Genomic DNA, 15013 nt, shown 5'->3' on the forward strand with positions numbered 1-15013 from the left:
ACGCACTGCCGATGATGGGCGCACTGCGCGCGGCCACGGGCGTGGTCGCCGCCGCCCCTCGTAGGATTCGGTGGACGCAGGAGGAGCCGGCAGCGGGCGAGTGGATGGCGAGGACAGTGGGCGGTGCGACGGTGGAACCGGCGGAGCTGGCGCGGTGGTACACGGAGGGCGCGAGCGGCGCCGTGCCCGCGTACCAGCGCGTCAAGGAGCTCGTCGAGCGGCAGATCAGGGACGGCCACTGGCAGGAGGACGACGCCCTGCCCTCGGAGAGCCAGTTCGTCGAGGCGCTCGGCCTGTCCCGGATGACGGTCAACCGCGCACTGCGCGAGCTCGCCGCCGACGGGCTCATCCGGCGGGTCATGGGCGTCGGCAGCTTCGTCGCCGAGCGCAAGGCCAGCTCCGCGCTCCTGGAGGTCCACAACATCGCCGACGAGGTGCACGGCCGCGGCCACCGCTACTCGGCCCGCGTGCTGTCCCTGGGCGAGGAAGAAGCCGACGAGCGGACCGGCGCACACCTCGGCCTCGGCAAGGGGCGGCCGGTCTTTCGCTCACAGGTCGTGCACTACGAGGACGAGGTGCCGCTCCAGTTGGAGGACCGGTACGTCAACCCGGCCTTCGCGCCCGGCTACCTGGAGCAGGACTTCACGCTGCAGACGCCGTTCGCGTTCCTGTCGAAGGTCGCGCCGCTCGGCCGCGGCGAGCACATCGTGGAGGCGGTCCTGGCCTCGCCGGAGGAGTGCGCGATCCTCGACGTGGGCCCGGCCGAGCCGTGTCTGCTGATTCAGCGCCGCACCTGGTCGCGGGACGCCCTCGTGAGCATCGCGCGGCTGCTCCACCCCGGGACCCGTTATCGCCTCGAGGGCGCGTTCGCCACGCACTGAGCCTGCTGCGGGAGGCCGACCGGAGCGGAACGCCCAGGTCACGGGCTAGAGTATCGGCTTGCACCAGGCCAGGTCGGCCGACGGGGTACAGCAGGATGTCCAGAGCGCGTCCCACTGCCGGGGCGCGCTCGACGCAGTTCCGGGGGTCGCTCGGGACCGCTTGTGTGCTCACTCATCGGACCACCTCTTGACGCACCTGTATAGACAGGAATATACAGGCTGCCGTTCGTCATGGGGAGCCCGGACGACAGGTCCTCCAGAACGTCCGTTTGGTCCCGCCCCGAAGAGGGAGACACTCGTTTGCGTACCGAAAAGGCCGGCCTGAGCCGAGGGCTCAACTCGCGGCACATCCGCTTCATCGCGCTCGGCTCAGCCATCGGCACGGGGCTGTTCTACGGCTCCTCCGAGTCCATACAGGCGGGCGGCCCGGCCGTCCTGCTCGCCTATCTGATCGGCGGCGCCGCCGTCTTCCTCGTCCTGAGATCCCTGGGTGAGATGGCCGTGGCCTCGCCCACGGCCGGCTCCTTCGGCGAGTACGCGAACCGGTACCTCGGCCCGCTGGCCGGCTTCGTCACCGGCTGGACGTACGCCTTCGAGATGGTCATCGTGGCCGTCGCCGACGTCACCGCCATCGGCGTCTACATGGGCTTCTGGTTCCCGGACGTGCCCCGCTGGATCTGGGTGCTGGCCGCCGTCGTCATCGTCGGCGCGCTCAATCTCGTCAGCGTCAAGGTCTTCGGTGAGCTGGAGTTCTGGCTCTCCCTCGTGAAGATCGTCGCCATCGTCGCGATGATCCTCGTCGGCATCGCGGTCATCGCCTTCGGCCTCGGCAGCGGCCACGTCCACGTCGGCTTCGACAATCTCTGGAGCCACGGAGGCTTCTTCGCGGGCGGCATCGACGGCTTCGTGATCTCCTTCGCCATCGTCATGTTCGCCTTCGGCGGCACCGAGATCATCGGCGTCACGGCGGGCGAGGCGCAGTCCCCGGAGAAGACGATCCCGGGCGCGGTCAACTCGATCCCGCTGCGCATCATCCTGTTCTACGTCCTGACCCTCGCCGTGATCATGTCGATCACCCCCTGGCAGCAGATCGACGACTCGGGCAGCCCCTTCGTGCAGATCTTCGCCGGGGTCGGCCTCAAGTCCGCGGCCGCCGTCCTGAACGTGGTCGTCCTGACCGCCGCGCTTTCTGCCATCAACAGCGACATCTTCGCCGCGGGACGCACGATGTACGGTCTCGCCGAGCGTGGCCACGGCCCCGCCGCGATGCGCCGCACGACCCGTAACGGCGTGCCCTGGGTGACCACCCTCGTCATGATCGGCGCCCTGCTCTTCGGTGTCGTCATGAACGCCGTCGTCCCCGGCGAGATCTTCCTGATCATCTCCTCGATCGCGACGTTCGCCACGGTCTTCGTCTGGGTGATGATCATGCTCACCCACATGAAGGCCCGCGGCTCGATGTCGGCCGAGGAATCCGCGGCCCTGAAGTTCCCGGCCCCGTTCTGGCCCTACGGACAGATCATCACGGTCGTCTTCATGGCCGCAGTACTGGTCCTGCTCGGCTTCCACGAGAGCACCCGCGTGGCGCTCGAGGTGGGCGCGGTCTGGCTGGCGCTGCTCACGGTGGTCTACGTCCTCGCGGTGCGCCGCCGGACCGGTACGGGCCCGCAGTCCGTACCGGCCGAGGCGGAGGCCGGTACGACCTCGGAGGAGGAGCGGGCCGAGGTCGCGGGCTGACCTGACGGACAGTTCTGCGGCCCGGACCGCGACGTCGACCGTGCACCTGCCGTGCAACCGACGCCGCGGTCCGGGCCGCAGCGCGTCGGAGACCTGTCGGCGATATGTCGGTAGGGCCTGCCACCCTGGGGACATGGGTGCTCCCCAGGAGCACGCCGCCCCAGACCGCAAGGAGCCCGAAACCGTGTCTTCCGTATCCCGCCGCCGTCCGTGGGACGTTCACCGGCTGCCGACCGCCGAGGGCAGCACCTTCCTCGTCACCGGGGGCAACGCCGGGATCGGCTACTTCACCGCGGAGCAGCTCGCAGCCACCGGCGCGCACGTCGTCCTCGGCAGCCGGGACCGCGCCAAGGCCGACGCCGCCATGGCCTCGATCCGCTCGCGCGTCCCCGACGCGCACATGAGCCACCTTCCCCTGGACCTCGCCGACCTGTCGTCCCTGAAGTCGGCCGTGGACGGGCTTGACCTCGACCGCCTCGACGCCGTGGTCCACAACGCCGGGGTCGCGCTCGACGACCCACCCCGCCGGGAGACCGCCGACGGCCACGAGCTCATGTTCGGCACCAACCACCTCGGCCACTTCGCCCTGACCCAGTGGCTGGCCCCGCTCCTCTCCGCGGCGCCGGCGGGCCGCGTCGTGACGGTGGGAAGCTTCGCGGCACGCTCCGAGCGACTGGACCTCGGCGACCTGCAGTCGGCCCAGGACTACCGGCCCAAGCGCACCTACGGCCGCTCCAAGCTCGCCCAGATGTGCTTCGGCTTCGAGCTGGACCGCCGGCTGCGTGCCATCAACAGCACGGTGCTCAGCGTGGTGGCCCACCCCGGCGGCGCCCTGGACTCCCTCACCCCGTCCCGACCGCCGGTGTCCGTGACCACACCCGGCGAGCGGCTGCGCGCACTGCCCGCCGCACTCCTGGTGCAGGGCAAGGACGCCGGAGCCTGGCCCGTCGTACGCGCCGTCCTCGACCCGGAGGTGCGGGGAGGGCAGCTGTGGGGGCCGCGGGTCTTCGGCCTGCGCGGCACACCGCGGTGTGAGCCCGTCCCCGCGCACATGGCCGACGCGGACGTGGCCGCTCGCCTGTGGGCCGCCAGTGGGGAGCTGACCGGCACCGACCCGGGCCTCGGCTTCCGGTAGGCGCGGAGCCGCGAGCGAGGGCTGTCCCGAGGCGGCTGCCGGGCATCAGGTTTTGGCGAGGGCATGTCGGCGTATGCCTTCGAGGAGCACGAGGAGCACGAGGAGCGCACCAAGGTCGAGCACGTCATTACGGAGATCACCGGTGACTCGCGCGCCGGGGGAGGACGGTGGCATGACGGACGCTGTTGCCCGGCAGGCCGAGGGGGTGGGGCCCGGTGCGACGCTCGGCCAACTCGGCCTCGGCAGCGGACGACTGGCCGCGGCCCACACGGTCATGGACGAGGCTGAAGCCATCGCCCTGACCCGCGCACGGTGGTCCATCGATGTCGTCGCCGCGACCCGGCTGGCGACCGAGAAGGACGACACGTTCCGCCTCGACACCGCGGAAGGTGAGCGGTTCGTCGTCAAGGTCTCCCACCCGGACGAGGACGACGACGAAGTCGCCTTCGAGACCGAGCTGATGCGGCACGTGCATGAATCCGGGTACCGAGTGCCGGTCCCCGCACTGCTTCCCTCGGCGGGGGGCCGGTTGCTCGAACCGGTGAGGGACGGGGCCGGCCGACACCGCCTGGCACGCGCCATGACCTTCGCCGTGGGCACACCTCTCGACACCACCGGGACCTCCGCGCCGGAACGGGAACGCGTGGGGGAGATGCTGGCCCAACTACGTTACGCCACCGCCGACTTCCGGCACCCGGCGGACGGCAGGGTGTGCGCCTGGGACGTCCGCCACCTAACGGCACTGCGCCCACTGCTCGACGAAGTCCCGGACCCCGCACAACGTCAGGCCCTGGCCAGGGGCCTCGCCCGCTTCACGGACGTGGTCGTGCCCCAACTGCCGTCCCTGCGAAGCCACGTGCTGCACAACGACTTCAGCACGTCCAACCTCCTCGTCGACCACGACGCCGCCGAATTCGTCACCGGTGTCATCGACTTCGGCGACGCCGTGCACACCGCGATCGCGGTGGACGTCGCCACCGCACTGCTCAACCAACTGCCACGGGACGCCGCGCGGCGACCGGTACCGGACCTGTTCGCCGAGGCCCGCGACGTACTGCGCGGATACCTGCGCTGCGCCGACCTCACCGAGGCCGAACTGGCGCTGCTCCCGCACCTCGTCATGGGCCGGGTCGTCGCCCGGGCGCTGATCACCCTGCACCGCGCGTCACTGATCCCCGGGAACACCACGTACATCCTGCGCAACACCGCGCCTGGGTGGGGCCAGTTGGCGTGGTTCCTCGACCGTACGCCCGACGAGATCTCCTCGACGTTCCTCTGACCTCTGACCTCTGACCGAGCCGCCGGCGGACCGGCCCATCGCACACCCCAAGGACGAGCATGAGCACTCCTGAGACCAGGACCAAGGCGCGCGGAAAGATGAACAACGCGTTCGACCCGAGTGCGGCGGAGGGGCTCTCTCCGTCCTCCCGCCAACTCATCGAACGCCGCGAGAAGTTGCTGGGCCCCGCCTACCGGCTTTTCTATCGGCAGCCGCTCCACATCGTGCGCGGCAAGGGCTGTCGACTCTGGGACGACGAGGGGAACGAGTACCTCGACGCCTACAACAACGTGGTCTCGGTCGGCCACGCCCACCCGCACGTCGTCGAGGCCGTGCACCAGCAGATGCAGACGCTGTGCACCCACACCCGCTACCTCCAGGAAGGTGTCCTGGACTACGCCGAGGACCTGCTGGCCACCCTCACCGGGCCGGTCGCGGACGGCCACACCATGTTCACCTGCACCGGCTCGGAGGCCAACGACCTCGCGCTGCGCATCGCCAAGTACCGCACCGGCAAGCAGGGCGTCATCATCACCTCCGAGGCGTACCACGGAAACTCCGACCAAGTGGCGGGGATCTCGCCGGCGATGGGGGAGAACGCCGTGCTCGGCACCTGGGTGCGCCGGGTGCCGACCCCGGACTCGTACCGCATCCCGCACGAGGGAATGGCCGAGTGGTTCGCCGATCAAGTCCGGGACCAGATACGCGATCTGGAACGCCACGGAGTGGGCGTGGCCGCGCTCGTCGTCGACTCCCTCTTCAGCTCCGACGGTCTGTACGCCCACCCGACGGACCTCCTCGGCCCGGCCGTCAAGGCGGTGCAGGAGGCGGGCGGCCTGTTCATCGCGGACGAGGTGCAGTGCGGGTTCGCGCGCTCGGGGGAGCGGATGTGGGGTTACCAGCGCCACGACGTCCACCCCGACATCGTCACGATGGGCAAGCCCATGGGCAACGGCTACCCGGTCGCGGGCCTCGCCGTCACCCACGACGCCGTGGCCGAATTCGGCCACGACATGCGGTACTTCAACACCTTCGGCGGCAATACGGTCGCCATCGCCGCCGCCCAGGCGACCTTCGACGTCATCCGGGACGAGAATCTGCTCGACCACTCCCGCAGCGTCGGCGAGATCCTGCGCACGGGCCTCACCGACCTGAGTAAACGCCACCCGGCCATCGGCGACGTCCGCGGGGCAGGCTTGTACGTGGGCGTGGAACTCGTCACCGACCGCGACACCAAGACCCCGGACCAGGCATTGGCGACCGCGGTGGTCAACGGCCTGCGCGAACGCAAGGTCCTGATCTCGGCGACGGGAACGAACGGCAACGTCCTGAAGATCCGCCCACCACTGGTCTTCGACACGAACGACGCGGACCGTCTGCTCGCCGTCCTGGACGAGGTCCTCGGTAACAGTCACTGAGTATGACGCTTCAGCTTGTTATTTCTACCAGCACACGAGGTCTTCTCTAGCGAAGTGCCAAGCCTTAGCTTGGTTCCATGGTTGCGGACGACGAGGACTTGGCCACCGCTGAGCAACTGCGCTGGGGCGTCTCGCGCCTGGCGTCCCGGCTGCGGGCGGAACACCTGGGAAGCGCCGAGACGCTGACCCGCCTTTCGGCTTCGGTGCTGGCGAACCTCAAGCACCGTGGCCCGCTGGCGATCAGCGAGTTGGCGACCATCGAGGGGGTCCAGGCGCAGTCGCTGACACGCGTGGTGCAGGAGCTGGAGCGTCAGGGGCGAGTGACGCGCAGCCGGAGCACCGTCGACAAGCGTCGTCAGGACATCGTGGTCACCGAGGCGGGCGTGGAGGCGCTGCGGGAGCATGTCCGCGACGGCAATGCCTGGTTGGCGTCCGCCCTGGCGCGGACCCTGTCACCGGCCGAGCGCGGATTGTTGCGGCTGGCCGGTGAGCTGATGCAGCAACTCGCCCTGGTCGACGTGGAGGTGGACAGCGGAGACGAAGCCGCCGACGCGGCACGGCGCTCGGGTGCGGGGGGACGGCCGCGGTGATTGCGGGTTGGGCGCGAGCGGGCCGGGGGAAGGTCCGGGCGGGGTCCGGGGCCGGTTCACGGGTGCTGCTCCTGGCGGTGCTGGCCGGGCTTGGGGCGGCCAGTCCGCTGGCCACGGACATGTATGTCCCCGGCCTGCCGGACATGGCACGGTCGTTGGACACGAGCAGCGCGGGAACGCAGGTGACGCTCACCGCGTTCCTGCTCGGCGTCATCGTCGGGCAGCTCATCCTGGGGCCGCTCAGCGACATGGTGGGGCGCAGGCCAGTTCTGCTGCTGGGCACCTCGGTGTTCGCCCTGTTCGGAGTGGGGTGCGCGCTCGCGCCGACGATCGAAGCGATGACGGTGCTCCGTTTCGGGCAGGGCGTCTCGGGGGCCGCGGGCCTGGTGGTGGGGCGAGCCGTGGTCGTCGACCTGTTCCACGGGGTCGAACTCGCCCGCGTGTACGCGACGTTGTCGGGGATCGGCGCGCTGGGGCCGGTGCTCGCGCCGATGTTGGGTGGGGCCCTGTTGGCGGTGGCGCCGTGGCGGTTCGTGTTCGTGGCGCTCGCGTTCGTCGGTGTCGTCTTGGTGGTGGGCCTGGCGTGCGGCGTGCCCGAGTCCCTGCCGCCCCAGCGACGCATCGGGGGCGGGGCCGGCGGGGCGCTGCGCGCGACCGCGCGCCTCGTGGCGCGGCCCACCGTGCTGGCACCGGTGTTGACCATGGGCTTCATGGGCGCGGCGGTCTTCGCCTACGTGGCCGGAGCCACGTTCGTCCTGCACGACCTGCTGCGGCTGTCGCCCGCGATGAGCAGCGTCGTCTACGGGGTGAACGCGCTCGGGAACCTCGGGGCGTCGCTGCTGTACGGGCGACTGGTCCGTCGATTCGGCCCGGAATCGCTGATGGTGGCGGGCGCCGCGATCGGCCTGGCGGGTCAGGTCGTCCTGCTGTCCCTCGCCGGCACGGTGGGCGTCGGTCTGTGGCCGATCTGGGGGTGCCTGCTCGTGTCGGTGGGATCGTTCGGGTTCCTCTTTCCCGCGCTGACCACGGTGGGGCAGGGCCGAGGCCGGGAGGCCCCCGGCGCGATGTCGGCGCTGCTCGGTGCGGCGCAGTTCGCGTTCGGCGCCGCGGCTTCACCGCTGGTCGGCCTGTTCGGCACCCGCAGCGCCGCACCCATGGCGTTGGTGATGGGAGCCTTTCTGGCGCTGACGACGGCCGGGGCGGTGCTGTGTCGTCGACAGAGTGGTGCGGTGGCGGCGGGCGAGTGACCCGCGGCCGACTGTTGTGCGTTGTGCACCACCCTCAGAAGAACTGCAGGAGTTCGGTCAGCGACGAGATGGACGGCACGTCCGATACGGGGGTGTCGCGGCACAGCGTGCGTCCTGCGTAGCCGAGCCGGATGGCCGCGGCGACCAGGTCCGGGTCGTCATCGATGAACAGGCACTGCGCGGGCGCGAGTTCCAGCGCGGCGCTGGCGTGGTGGTACATGCGGGGGTCCGGCTTGTTGCAGCCGAGGACGGCGGAGATCGCGTACGCCTCGAAGAACCGGCCGATCCCGAGGCCGGCGTGGAGGTCGGGCAGGCCGGGCCAGGCATCCGACACCACGGCCATCCGCACGCTCCGCCGGCTCAGTTCCTCCAGGGTCTCCTCGACGTCCGGGTAGGTCTCCAGGAACGCGGTCGGAGGCACTTCGCGGCGCAGGTCGGCGAGGAGCCGCGAGGTCGGCTCCACACCGAGGTGATGCAGCATCAGCCGGTGGTAATCGTCGTAGTCGGGCGTCGACGGCGAGGTGGCGAAGAGGTGGTCGCCCACGCCGATGGCCGCGGTGAACTGTGCCAGTGTGATCGACGGGGCGTGGGTGAGGACGGTCTGCTCGAAGTCCGCTCGCGGGTTCCAGCGGCCGCCGATCGGCCGCATGAGCACGCCGCCCGAGTCGAAGAGGACGGCCTGGAGGGTTTCTGGGGAGGCGGGTGGTGTCGTCACCCGCCCAGTTCGAGGGGCGGATGCCCGCCGGTCGCCCCCTTCGGGCGTGATGCCGGTCCGCGTCACGAAGTCACGTCCGGTAGCCGCCAGTTCATGTGCTCACGATGAGTTCCGGTCCCGGAACCGGTCCACCTTCCGAACCGACCTGGAGGAGGGGTGCAGGTGGACCTGTACAGCGTGATGTGCGTGAGCGACCGGACCAAGGCGCTGGAGTGGTACGCGGTGTTCTTCGGGCGCCCGGCCGACGAAGTCATCGGCGAGGAGTATCTGTGGCAGCTCGGCGCGAACGCGTGGATCGTCGTCGACGACCGGGACGTGCGCGCCGAGCGTGTGGGCGGTGCCATGGTCACGCTCGGCGTGAACGATCTCGACGAGACCCTGGCCAGGCTGGCGGCACACGGTATCGGCCACGACCCGGTCGAGACCTACGGCAACGGCGTACGCCACGTCGTCGTGCTGGACCCCGACGGCAACAGTCTCTCGCTCGCCCAGGCACCCGAGGAGTGAGACCGCCTCGGGCCCGGGAGCGCGCGACGGCACGCCCCCGGGGCCATCGGCGTCAGCGCCGCGCCGTCGCCCCCAGGGCAGAGCCGAAGCGGGCCTTGGCCGCCGGGTGGTCCAGGTCCTCCGGGGTGAAGAGGATCGAACCCGTGCTGGTCGGGCCGTCCGCGGAGCCGGGGATGACGCTGACCGCGCCGGTGCCGAGGTACTTGCCGGGTGCGCCGACGGTGAGGTCGGCCGTGCCGTCCGCGTCGTAGTCGCCGGCGGCCACCGAGGAGCCGAAGAGGTCGTTGCCCTCGCTGGAGCCGGTCACGCCGGGCGTGGCCAGGGTGATGGTGTGCGCCCCCTGCGCGTCGAGGCCGGAGTCGGCGCCGGGCACGACCGTGACCGCCCCCGCGTTGTTGAACCCGTCCGGGTCGGTCGCGGTGGTGTCGGAGGTGACGAGGTCGGCGTGGCCGTCGCCGTCGAGGTCGGCGAGGACGCCGGCTCGGCCGGATTCCGCCTTGCCCCCGTAGGGCACGCCCGCGCCCATCCCCGAAGCGGTGCCCGGGAACATGCGCAGCAGGAAGTCGTCCGGGCCGTCCACGGCGGTGGTGTCGACGACGATGTCGTCCTTGCCGTCGCCGGTGACATCACCGGCGACGATGCTGTAGCCCGCGAACGGCAGACCCGTCTTGCCCAGCGTCGTGCCGGTGAGGCCCTTGGCCGATCCGGCCAGGACGGCGAGGGTGCCCTCGTCCGCCGCGTCGTCGGCGTACGCGACGGTGGCGAGGTCCAGGTATCCGTCACCGTTGACGTCGCCCGCGGCGATCTGCCCGGTTCCGGCGCCGCCCCCGGGCGGGGCGAGGGCCTTCATGGCAGGCGTCGGGGTGTCGCGCAGATGGGTGGCCCCCTTCACCACGTGCACCTTCGTGCCGGCCGCGACCGCGATGTCGGCGCGGCCGTCGTGGTCGAAGTCGCCGACGGCCAGCCTGTCACCGAAGGCCTGCCGGGCCGTCGGCGTAGGGGCGTGGAAGGCGATGGCGTCCGCACTGAGCCCGCCCTTCGCGCCGAAGACGACGGTGACCGAACCGGCGCCCTTGACGGAGCCGATGGCCTCCCCGCCCGCGCCGATGACCAGGTCCGCGTACCCGTCGCCGTCCACGTCCCCGACGGCCGTCGCCGAACCGAACCGGTCGCCCGCCTCCGGGGTGCCGGGGATGCCCGCCGTGCGCTGGGTGATGCCCTTGTGCCGGGTGGTGCGCACGCCCTGTGCGGTGCCGTACGCCACCGAGACGTAGCCCGCCTTCGCGAACCCGGCGATTGTCCCCTCGGGCGCGCCCACCGCGAGGTCGCCGAAGCCGTCGCCGTCGAAGTCACCCGCGCGGGGGGCCGCGGCCCGGGGCTCGGACTGCGCGGGCGCCGCCACCAGCAGCACGCCTCCCGTCACCGCCAGAGCCGTCGCGCACGCCGCGAGCATCCGTTGCCGTCTCATGCCGTTCACACACACTCCCGTTGTCCTGTCGCCGTGGTGCCGGTGCGCGGGGATTCCCTGCGGAATGCGGCGCAGCGTCATCACAGCAGACCGCCGAGGAAGGCGACTGGTTGTACACGCCGGGGTGGAAGTGGTGTGAACGGCACAGGTCCCGCCGGTGCCACCGAAGCGAGTGACGGACGGCACCCGCGGAGCGCACAGGCTGTGAGCCCACCCATATGAGCCACGGCACATGCTAAGGACGGTAGTAATTCCGGCCGCCGTGGAACGCCGCCGCCCGGCGCCCGCCCGAAGTGCCCGATCTGCCGGTTCTGCGTACCCGGGTAGTACGTCACACCTTTGCGTCCGGCCACCGCGCGCCGCTACCCCTGATGAAGTCCCGAGCAGCCGGGAGGGTCGGAGAGCACCGGCACCGGCTCGCGCCGCACGACGCACTTCGTGCCGCCCCCCCCGTAGAACCGTTGGAGAGCCACCCCTCATGCTGATGCCCTTTGCCCCGATGCCGACGAACGCCGCCAACCGCACCGACCGCATGCGCAGGATCTCCGCCGCCGGTATCGCCACGGCGGCTGCCGCCGCGGCGGCCCTCACCCTGGTCCCCTCCTCGCCGGCGCAGGCATCCGAGCACACCGCGCCCGCCAAGGCCGCCACCACGACCAAGACCGCGGCGCCCGCCAAGACGTACTCCAACAACCTCGACGGCTGGATCCGTGAGTCCCTCGACATCATGAAGTCCAAGGGCATCCCCGGTACGTACGAGGGCCTGCACCGCAACATCATGCGCGAGTCCTCCGGCAACCCGAACGCCGAGAACGGCTGGGACGTCAACGCCCAGAACGGCGTCCCGTCCAAGGGCCTGCTCCAGGTGATCCAGCCCACCTTCGACACCTACCACGTCGCCGGCACGTCCCATGACCTGACGGACCCGGTCGCCAACATCACCGCGGCCGCCAACTACGCCGCCGACCGCTACGGCTCCATCGACAACGTCGACTCGGCGTACTGACCCACTGGTCAGCGAGTACCGAGCAGCACGCAGCACGATCAGTGAGGAAGCCCCCATGCCGCACGAGAGCGGGAACGAGCACCAGGTGCACCCGGCCGACGAACCCGCGGCGCCCGTGGTGCCCGCCTACGGCCCCGCCCGGCTGCGCCGCTCCCGGCACCGCAGGCGCAAGCGTGCACTGCGCTGGATCGCGGGCGGTGCCCTGGGCCTGACCCTGGTCGGTGGCGGCGGCGTGGCCTACGCCTGGCAGCACCTCAACGGCAACATCAAGGGCACGGACGTGGACGCCGCCCTCGGCTCCAACCGGCCCGACGAACAGCACGACGGCGGCGCGATGAACATCCTGCTGCTCGGCTCCGACTCCCGGGCGGGAACCCACGGCGAGTACGGCAGCGGCGTGATGGGCGCCCGCGCGGACACGGCGATGGTCCTGCACGTCGACAAGACCCACAAGAAGGCTTCGGTCGTCAGCATCCCGCGCGACACCGAGGTCGACCGCCCCACCTGCAAGACCTCGCACGGCGACGTCCAGGCGGCCCACAAGGCCGTGTTCAACTCCTCGTACGCGCTGGGCGGGCCCGCCTGCACCGTGAAGACGGTCGAGAAGATGTCGGGCGTCCGCATGGACCACTACCTCGAAGTCGACTTCAAGGGCTTCCAGAAGCTGATCGACGAGCTCGGCGGCGTGGACATCACCACCCGCAACGCCATCCACGACAGCAACAGCGGCCTCTCCCTGGACTCCGGGAAGCACCGTCTGAAGGGGAAGGACGCGCTCGCGCTCGTACGCACCCGGCACGGCGTGGGCGACGGCAGTGACCTGGGCCGCATCCAGCTCCAGCAGGCGTTCATCAAGGCCCTGATCCACCGGGCGGACACGGTCGACCCGCTCGGCAGCCCGAGCAAGTCCTACGCCCTGGCGGACACGGCGACGAAGTCCATCAGCGCGGACTCCGAGCTGGCGTCCGCCGACAAACTCCTCGGCCTCGCCAAGGAGTTGAAGGGCATCAGCCCCGACCGCACCCGCATGACCACGCTGCCGGTCACCTACGACGCGCAGGACGCGGGCCGTGTCCTCCCCCTCGAAAAGGCCTCGCACCAGGTCTGGAAGTCCCTGCGCCACGACCAGCCGATCCCGAAGAAGGCGACACAGGGCTCAGTGGCAGACCGGACGGATTCACCGGTGGTGTCGGGGGCGGGGGTCTGACGGCCGAGACCGCCGACTCGGCGCACGCTCGTGGTCACCGCGCGGGCCGGTGCCGCAGCCCGGTCATGCCCGCGTAGTGGCCGCGATGGAAGAGCAGTGGACGGGTGTGCAGCGTCGCACCGAGATCGTCGACCGCGCCGATGACGATGCGGTGGTCACCTCCGGGGTGGACCTCCGCGACCGTGCAGTCGAGCCACGCGCAGGTCTCGTCCAGGCGGGGCAGCCCCGAGGGGGATCGGGTCCACGCCACGTCGGCGAACTTGTCGATGCCCGGTGTTGCGAATGTCGTGCTGATGTCCCCTTGATGGTCGGCGAGAATGTTCACGCAGAATCGGCCGCCGGCCGCGATGCGCGGCCAGCTGGTGGACGATCGTCCCGGCAGCACGATGATTTGCGGTGGGTCCAGCGACAGCGACGAGAACGACTGACATGTGAAGCCCACCGGTCCGTGCTCGTCGGTCCCGGTCACGACGGTCACGCCGGACGCGAAGTGGCCCAGGACATCGCGGAACGACGGCAGTTGTTTCGTGTGCATATGTGTCTCTCCTGGTCCGTGCGGATGGCCCGTGCCGATGGCGCGTGCGCAGGTCTCGGTGCGCGAGGTCGAGGTGTGGCGGGGGATCAGGTCCTGACCGGCACGGTGCCTGCGGCCCGCAGGTCGGCCAGGGTCGGGAAGCCGTCTATCGCCATCAACAGATCCAGCTCCGCGAGGATCGCCCGTAGTTGCGCCACCACGCCGTCCGCGCCCCCGACCGCGAGCGCGTAGGCGTACGGCCGTCCGACCCCGACCGCCGTCGCGCCCAGCGCGAGTGCTTTCGCCACGTCGGAGCCGGAGCGGACACCGGAGTCGAACAGCACCGGCATCCCGTCGGCGGCCTCGACCACACCCGGCAGTGCGTCAAGGGCGGGCAGTCCGCCGTTGGCCTGGCGGCCCCCGTGGTTGGAGCAGTAGATGCCATCGATGCCGTGGTCGCGGGCACGGCGGACGCAGATGCCTTTGAGCAGGATCGGCAGCGACGTGAGCGAGCGCAGCCAGGGGAGATCGCCCCACTGCAGGGAGTTGGCCCAGATGCCGATCCACTCGCGAACCGCTGCCCGCAGGTCCTCGGCCGGAGGTGCGGAGAGCCGCTTGAGGAACGTCGGGTCCGAGAAGTAGTTCTGCAGGACGAGCCCGCGCAGCTGCGGGAAATTGCCCGTGTTGAGGTCTCTGGGGCGCCAGCCGGTCGTCCAGGTGTCCACGGTGACCACGATCGCGCGGTATCCGGCCGCCTCGGCGCGTTCTACCAGGCTCGCCGCCAGGTCGCGGTCGCGGGGAACGTAGAGCTGAAACATCCCCGGGGTGTCGCCACAGTGCGGCGTGATGTCCTCCATCGGGTCCTGCATGAGCACGGATCCGACCATGGGGACGCCGGTGCGCGCCGAAGCCTGCGCTACGGCGATGTCACCGTGGAAGTCCTGGCTGCACAGGCCGATCACCCCGATCGGAGCCATGAACAGCGGGCTGGGCAGCGACATCCCGAACAGGTCGACCGACAGGTCCCGTTCGTAGGCGCCGTTCAGCATCCGCGGCACGATCCCGTGCCGGCTGAACGCCGCCACGTTCGCGCGCTGGGTCCCCTCGTCGCCGCACCCGCCGGCGACGTAGGAGTGCACCCACCAGGGGAGCACCTCGGCGGCCTTGCGTTCGAGCGACGCCGCGTCGACCGGGAAGCGTGGGGCGACGCCGTCGAGGGCATCGAAGTAGATCTCGTACTGGTAGTCGCCGTACTGCGGTGCGGGCATGACGGTCCCTTCGTACGGGAAATATGGGCGGGGCGCACGGG

Annotated in this window: 14 protein-coding genes; 10 read left to right on the top strand and 4 right to left on the bottom strand. The window is 70.6% G+C overall.

Features of this window, described 5'->3' with window-relative positions; all coding sequences use genetic code 11:
* Positions 1 to 11 precede the first annotated feature (11 nt).
* From hutC to ACIRHA_RS07405, 7 genes are all read left to right on the top strand, one after another.
* Positions 12 to 881, top strand: a complete 870-nt coding sequence (hutC, locus tag ACIRHA_RS07375) for a histidine utilization repressor (protein ID WP_403840973.1) — start codon at positions 12 to 14, stop codon at positions 879 to 881.
* Between the two features lie 300 nt (positions 882 to 1181).
* Complete coding sequence (locus ACIRHA_RS07380; RefSeq protein WP_403840975.1) at positions 1182 to 2618, top strand: amino acid permease; 1437 nt, start codon at positions 1182 to 1184, stop codon at positions 2616 to 2618.
* A gap of 184 nt (positions 2619 to 2802) precedes the next feature.
* A complete protein-coding gene (locus ACIRHA_RS07385; protein WP_403840979.1) occupies positions 2803 to 3753 on the top strand; it encodes an SDR family NAD(P)-dependent oxidoreductase in 951 nt (316 codons plus the stop codon).
* A 172-nt stretch (positions 3754 to 3925) separates the two neighbouring features.
* Entirely contained in the window at positions 3926 to 5032 is a 1107-nt protein-coding gene (locus tag ACIRHA_RS07390; protein WP_403840982.1) for a phosphotransferase enzyme family protein, read from the top strand.
* 59 nt (positions 5033 to 5091) lie between these two features.
* Positions 5092 to 6450: an aspartate aminotransferase family protein gene (locus ACIRHA_RS07395; protein ID WP_403840984.1), complete on the top strand. Its 1359-nt coding sequence runs from the start codon at positions 5092 to 5094 to the stop codon at positions 6448 to 6450.
* A gap of 77 nt (positions 6451 to 6527) precedes the next feature.
* Complete coding sequence (locus ACIRHA_RS07400) at positions 6528 to 7040, top strand: MarR family winged helix-turn-helix transcriptional regulator (protein ID WP_403840986.1); 513 nt, start codon at positions 6528 to 6530, stop codon at positions 7038 to 7040.
* Positions 7041 to 7102: 62 nt separating this feature from the next.
* Positions 7103 to 8287: a multidrug effflux MFS transporter gene (locus ACIRHA_RS07405; protein ID WP_403840989.1), complete on the top strand. Its 1185-nt coding sequence runs from the start codon at positions 7103 to 7105 to the stop codon at positions 8285 to 8287.
* A gap of 34 nt (positions 8288 to 8321) precedes the next feature.
* On the opposite strand, the gene ACIRHA_RS07410 is transcribed toward ACIRHA_RS07405, so the two are convergent.
* Complete coding sequence (locus ACIRHA_RS07410) at positions 8322 to 9002, bottom strand: HAD family hydrolase (protein WP_403840992.1); 681 nt, start codon at positions 9000 to 9002, stop codon at positions 8322 to 8324.
* Between the two features lie 162 nt (positions 9003 to 9164).
* Here ACIRHA_RS07410 and ACIRHA_RS07415 point away from each other — a divergent pair, with 162 nt between their 5' ends.
* Positions 9165 to 9509 carry a VOC family protein gene (locus ACIRHA_RS07415; RefSeq protein WP_403840995.1) on the top strand — a complete coding sequence of 115 codons (345 nt, stop codon included), beginning with the start codon at positions 9165 to 9167 and terminating at the stop codon, positions 9507 to 9509.
* Between the two features lie 52 nt (positions 9510 to 9561).
* Here the strand turns inward: ACIRHA_RS07415 and ACIRHA_RS07420 are convergent, their stop codons facing one another.
* Complete coding sequence (locus ACIRHA_RS07420) at positions 9562 to 10977, bottom strand: FG-GAP-like repeat-containing protein (RefSeq protein WP_403842175.1); 1416 nt, start codon at positions 10975 to 10977, stop codon at positions 9562 to 9564.
* Between the two features lie 478 nt (positions 10978 to 11455).
* Between ACIRHA_RS07420 and ACIRHA_RS07425 the strand changes: the two genes are divergently transcribed.
* Positions 11456 to 11983: a transglycosylase SLT domain-containing protein gene (locus tag ACIRHA_RS07425; RefSeq protein ID WP_403840998.1), complete on the top strand. Its 528-nt coding sequence runs from the start codon at positions 11456 to 11458 to the stop codon at positions 11981 to 11983.
* 55 nt (positions 11984 to 12038) lie between these two features.
* Positions 12039 to 13190 (top strand): LCP family protein, encoded by a 1152-nt coding sequence (locus tag ACIRHA_RS07430; RefSeq protein ID WP_403841001.1) that lies wholly within the window; start codon positions 12039 to 12041, stop codon positions 13188 to 13190.
* Positions 13191 to 13224: 34 nt separating this feature from the next.
* Here ACIRHA_RS07430 and ACIRHA_RS07435 read toward each other — a convergent pair whose 3' ends face one another.
* Both ACIRHA_RS07435 and ACIRHA_RS07440 read right to left on the bottom strand, forming a co-directional pair.
* Positions 13225 to 13725 (bottom strand): flavin reductase family protein, encoded by a 501-nt coding sequence (locus ACIRHA_RS07435; RefSeq protein WP_403841004.1) that lies wholly within the window; start codon positions 13723 to 13725, stop codon positions 13225 to 13227.
* Between the two features lie 86 nt (positions 13726 to 13811).
* Entirely contained in the window at positions 13812 to 14972 is a 1161-nt protein-coding gene (locus tag ACIRHA_RS07440; protein ID WP_403841007.1) for an alpha-hydroxy-acid oxidizing protein, read from the bottom strand.
* Positions 14973 to 15013: the final 41 nt, after the last annotated feature.

Source organism: Streptomyces sp. NPDC102360, from assembly GCF_044766085.1.
Taxonomy (GTDB): domain Bacteria; phylum Actinomycetota; class Actinomycetes; order Streptomycetales; family Streptomycetaceae; genus Streptomyces.